Raw genomic sequence first — 4,784 nt, forward strand, 5'->3', positions numbered from 1 at the left:
CTTTATATCAATAGTTTCGCCATCACAATCAAGTGTGAATGACTCATCGTCATAATTTTTAAGTATGCCCATATACTTTTCGTTGTTCTTTAGTTTTGCATCGAGTTTCATGTCCATGTTTCTTCTAAAATCATCATCCGTCTTGATGGGTCTATCTATGCCCGGAGATGATATTTCCAAGTAGTACTTGTCCTTTAGTTCTTCTACTGAATCGAATATTGGATTTAATCTCTCTGTCGCCTTTTGAAGTAGGTCTATATCAAGGCCTTCCTTCTTGTATATGTATACACTTACCGTCATCTCGCCCTTCTGTCTTGTAAACCCAATATCAACGAGCTCCGCCTTTAAGTCCTCAAGCGCCTTAGCTAGCTTAGGACTAAGCTTTTCTTTTAAACTTTTGTAATTCATATCTCTCACCCCTCTTATAAAATAAAGAGTGGCGAGCCACTCTTCAATGCAAAATATTACCTTATACATTATATCATATAAGAAGACTATTTACAAGTCTTTTATCAAATTAATCGTTCTTAACGAGAGCTTTATCTAAACTGTCAATAAGCTCCTTATTAGATGAGGTATTCATCATAAACTTACGAAGGTATTCAACGGCGTATTCATTGCCATTCTTAGTCATCATCGTTCTAAACTTTCTTTGTATATTCAAAGTCTTTTCGTCTAAAAGCAGTTCATCCTTCCTCGTACCCGAGTTTAATATGTCAATGGCTGGGAAGAGCCTCATGTTCGATAAGTCTCTATCAAGGTATAGCTCCATGTTGCCAGTGCCTTTAAACTCTTCGTATATAACTTGATCCATCCTCGAGCCAGTATCGATAAGAGCAGTTGCTAGTATACTTAGACTGCCTTTGTCCTTGAAGTTTCTCGCCGCTCCAAAGAATTTCTTCGGCCCAAATAGCGCGCCTGGATCCAAGCCGCCCGATAGCGACCTGCCCGTTGGCGTTATCATCATATTATACGCCCTAGCAAGTCTTGTGATGCTATCAAGAAGTATTACTACATCCTTCTTGTGCTCAACAAGTCTCTTCGCTCTCTCAAGCGTCATTTGTGAAACCTTTATATGGTTTTCAAGATCCTCATCAAATGTTGAATAAATCACATCGCCCTTGATTGACCTCTTAAGATCAGTCACTTCTTCCGGTCTTTCATCAATTAATAAGACTATAAGCTTTATCTCTGGATGATTTATGTTAATGGCGTTCGCTATCTTTTTTATAAGAGTCGTTTTACCAGCCTTTGGTGGCGCAACGATAAGTCCTCTTTGTCCCTTGCCAATAGGTGAGATTAAATCGATAAACCTTGTCGATAGCTCATCTTTTGTTGTCTCAAGCTTGATTAGCTCATCTGGATACTCAGGAACTAAGTCATCAAAGTCAGCTCTCTTAAAGCAGGTATCTATGCTATCGCCATTGACTTTGTTGATATAGACTATAGCGTTTTTCGAGTTTTCTTCGCTGCCTTCGTCCCTCTTTCTGACCTTGCCAGTGATTTCATCGCCCTGTCTTAAAAGAAATTTCTTTATATATGTTGGCGACACATAGTAATCATTATCGCTTTGGGAATAATTTTCTCTTCTTAAAAAGCCAAAGCCATCAGGAAGTATCTCTAAGATGCCGCTTACTTCAACAGTTTCAAGGCCATCTATAGAGCTAGAAGGCTTTGAAGTTTTTTCTTCGCCATTTGCCTCATTTACTTCATGTCTTTTATTTGCCATATCGTTTTTGGCGTTACTATTATCCCCATTGACCATATGAAGAAAGTCATCTAAGCTCTTACACGACTTAAAAGCATCCTCATCGTGATTCGCGCGGATGCTCTTAAGAATATATTCAATAAGCTCAAGCTTTTTTAACTTAGTAAAGTTTTTTAGCCCGTAGTTCTTTGCAAAATTTTGTAGCTCTACTAGTTTATAATCATCTAAGTGATTATCTACAATCATTTAGCATACTCCGGCTTTTTGTCTAGTATATGAGTTGCTTTGATAAATCTAATTGTGCCTGTCTCAGCTCTTAGTACTAGAGTTTCTGTTTCGCAAACGTTTTTCTTGATAAATTTAACGCCATCAAGAAGTTCGCCGTGTGATACACCTGTTGCCGAGAAAGCGATTTCGTCGCCTTTAACAAGGTCATCAAGGTGAAGTATCTTGTCTGGATCTATGCCCATCTTGATGCATCTTTCTTTTTCTTTCTCATCCTTTGGTAAAAGTTTGCCTTGCATTTCACCGCCCATGCACTTAAGTGCTGCAGCAGCTAAAACGCCTTCAGGTGCTCCACCGCTACCAAGAAGCATATCAACGTTAGTGTCTTCAAAGCAAGTTTGTATAGCAGCGATAACGTCGCCGTCGTTTATAAATTTAATTCTAGCGCCATTTTCTCTAAGCTCTTTAACTATCGCGTCATGTCTTGGTCTGTTTAGCATAACTACTGTTGTTTCAGAAACTTCTTTGTTAAGGGCCTTAGCAACCGCTTTTAAGTTTTCTGTAACAGACTTTTCTATATCAACAACGCCCTTTGCCTTAGGTCCAACAGCAATTTTATTCATATACATGTCAGGAGCGTGTAATAAGCAGCCAGCTGGTGCAACAGCAACTACTGATATCGCATTCGGCATACCATTAGCGATAGAGTTCGTTCCATCAAGTGGGTCAACTGCGATGTCGACCTTAAGCGCTCCGTCCTTACGATCACCAATCTTTTCGCCTATATATAGCATAGGTGCTTCGTCTATCTCGCCCTCACCTATAACTACAGTTCCGTCGATGTCAACAGTATCAAACATCCTTCTCATTGCTTCAACTGCAGCGCCATCAGCGGCGTTCTTTTCTCCTCTACCAAGCCAAGGAGCAGACTTTAGTGCAGCCGCTTCTGTAACTCTGGCTAAATTCATTACTAAATTTCTATCCATACTTCTCTCCTATTTAACGCTTTCCCAATCTTTTAAAAATCTTTCTATACCACTATCTGTTAATGGGTGATGTAACATTTGTTTAAACACCTTATATGGCACTGTAGCTATATCACAGCCTAGTCTAGCGCATTCAACTACATGCATTGGATGTCTAATAGATGCGGCGATAACTTCAGTATCATAATCATAGTTGTTGAATATGTCCATAATTTCTTCGATTAAATTAAGTCCGTTTGTTGATATATCATCAAGTCTTCCTAAGAATGGGCTCACATAGCTAGCTCCAGCTTTTGCAGCTAGAAGTGCTTGTGTCGATGTAAATACAAGTGTTACGTTTGTCTTTATGTCCATAGCGTGTAATTCCTTAACAGCTATAAGTCCTTCTTCAGTCATTGGCACTTTGATGATGATGTTTTTGTGTATCTTAGCAAGTTCCTTTGCTTCTTCAATCATTTCATCATGTTTAAGTGAAACAACTTCTGCAGATATAGGTCCATCTACAATGCCAGTGATTTCAGTAACAACTTCCTTAAAATCTCTTTTTTCTTTAGCGATAAGGCTTGGGTTTGTAGTAACTCCGTCAACCACGCCCCATTCAGCTATTTCTCTAATTTCGTCAACATTAGCTGTATCAATAAATAATTTCATAGCGCCTCCTATAACCTAATCTTTGCTATCAATCTGTAGCCGTCAACGATTTCTTCGTCTTCAGCTAGTTCCCACATGTTCTTGTCATTTCTCATAAGTAACATACTTCTTAAGTAGTACATCATGATACCTGCGTCAACATATGATGGCTTTCCGTCGTTATCGTCAATATATAAATAAACGTAGCTTCCTTTGATTACAAATCTCCATGGTTGAAGGTTTGATGTTGATGGTGCAAATCTTGCGTAGTAGAAAACGTCGTCTAAACCAAGGTTTTCAAGCATTTCTATGTCCATGCTATTAGCAAAGCTGCCATCGAAAACTATCTCTTCAACTGGTTTTCTTTCAGAATATTTATCAAGGTCGAATGGGTTCGATGGTTTTTCATAGCCTATTGCCAAGATAAAGTCAAGATTATTTGCGTACATATCAAAAACTTTTCTCTTAGTGTCTTCAGTCGCATTGAATAGACCAACCCAGCAAGTTGCAATGTCTAGTGCATGTAGTTTTGTGATTAAGCTTTCTGTGTAGTAGCTTTGTAAGATCATTGATTTTGGTGAATCATCACTTCTGTTGATAACGATGTAGTGAGGTGATTTAATCATAACGCCTGAGTAGCCAGCTATGCCGTCTAGTGCTTCATAAACCATCTTACCGTCTTTAACAATATTGAAGCTTACAGATTTTTGGCCATCTTCCTTAGATACCTCGCTGCAAATTTCTTTAATTTTAATCAATGTGTCGTCGCTTAGATCCTTAAGCTTAAAATCTCTAACTGATTTTCTAGATTTTAGAAAGTTATTCATTAACAAAATATATCTCCCCCTTAGAATAATATGTAAAATAAATTGAATTACGTCTATATTATACCACATGTAGAACTACTTGGCAAACCTTTATTTTTCTTTAATTTTGTTATATAATATCTGTGGTGATGAAATGAAACTAAATCCAAATCAGCTCGAAGCATCGAGGCATGAAAATGGTCCTGCACTTGTACTTGCTGTGCCCGGCTCTGGTAAAACAACTGTTATAGTTAATCGTATAAAATATCTTATTGAAGACAAAGGCGTAAGCCCATACAAGATACTCGCTATAACATTTGCCAAGTCACAGCAGCTTGACATGCAAAAAAGGATACTTGAGGCGCTTGACGAAAACTATGCGAAAGAGGTCGGCGTTTTAACTATACATGCCCTATCATACAAGATAAT

The 4,784-nt window shown here is 38.2% G+C and carries 6 protein-coding genes; 1 reads left to right on the forward strand and 5 read right to left on the reverse strand.

Annotated elements, in window-relative coordinates; translation table 11 throughout:
* From rimP to Q0E71_RS06420, 5 genes are all read right to left on the reverse strand, one after another.
* The coding region (gene rimP / locus Q0E71_RS06400; protein WP_294797137.1) for a ribosome maturation factor RimP at positions 1–408 on the reverse strand (408 nt) is incomplete at its 3' end.
* A 109-nt stretch (positions 409–517) separates the two neighbouring features.
* Positions 518–1,954 carry a transcription termination factor Rho gene (gene rho / locus Q0E71_RS06405; protein ID WP_294797138.1) on the reverse strand — a complete coding sequence of 479 codons (1,437 nt, stop codon included), beginning with the start codon at positions 1,952–1,954 and terminating at the stop codon, positions 518–520.
* Positions 1,951–2,919 carry a class II fructose-bisphosphatase gene (gene glpX / locus Q0E71_RS06410; RefSeq protein ID WP_294797140.1) on the reverse strand — a complete coding sequence of 323 codons (969 nt, stop codon included), beginning with the start codon at positions 2,917–2,919 and terminating at the stop codon, positions 1,951–1,953. The genes rho and glpX overlap by 4 nt, the downstream gene beginning before the upstream one ends.
* Before the next feature lie 9 nt (positions 2,920–2,928).
* Entirely contained in the window at positions 2,929–3,570 is a 642-nt protein-coding gene (gene fsa / locus Q0E71_RS06415) for a fructose-6-phosphate aldolase (protein WP_294797142.1), read from the reverse strand.
* An 8-nt stretch (positions 3,571–3,578) separates the two neighbouring features.
* Positions 3,579–4,376, reverse strand: coding sequence for a nitroreductase family protein (locus Q0E71_RS06420; RefSeq protein ID WP_294797143.1), 798 nt, complete (start codon positions 4,374–4,376; stop codon positions 3,579–3,581).
* A 133-nt stretch (positions 4,377–4,509) separates the two neighbouring features.
* Here Q0E71_RS06420 and Q0E71_RS06425 point away from each other — a divergent pair.
* On the forward strand, positions 4,510–4,784 hold a 275-nt coding region (locus Q0E71_RS06425; RefSeq protein ID WP_294797145.1), incomplete at its 3' end, for a UvrD-helicase domain-containing protein.

It is taken from the genome of uncultured Fenollaria sp., assembly GCF_934202865.1.
Classification (GTDB): domain Bacteria; phylum Bacillota; class Clostridia; order Tissierellales; family Peptoniphilaceae; genus Fenollaria.

Coding starts and splice junctions, on each gene's coding strand:
- fsa (WP_294797142.1), bottom strand. CDS start 3,570: ATGAAATTATTTATTGATACAGCTAATGTTGACGAAATTAGAGAAATA.
- glpX (WP_294797140.1), bottom strand. CDS start 2,919: ATGGATAGAAATTTAGTAATGAATTTAGCCAGAGTTACAGAAGCGGCT.
- rho (WP_294797138.1), bottom strand. CDS start 1,954: ATGATTGTAGATAATCACTTAGATGATTATAAACTAGTAGAGCTACAA.
- Q0E71_RS06420 (WP_294797143.1), bottom strand. CDS start 4,376: ATGAATAACTTTCTAAAATCTAGAAAATCAGTTAGAGATTTTAAGCTT.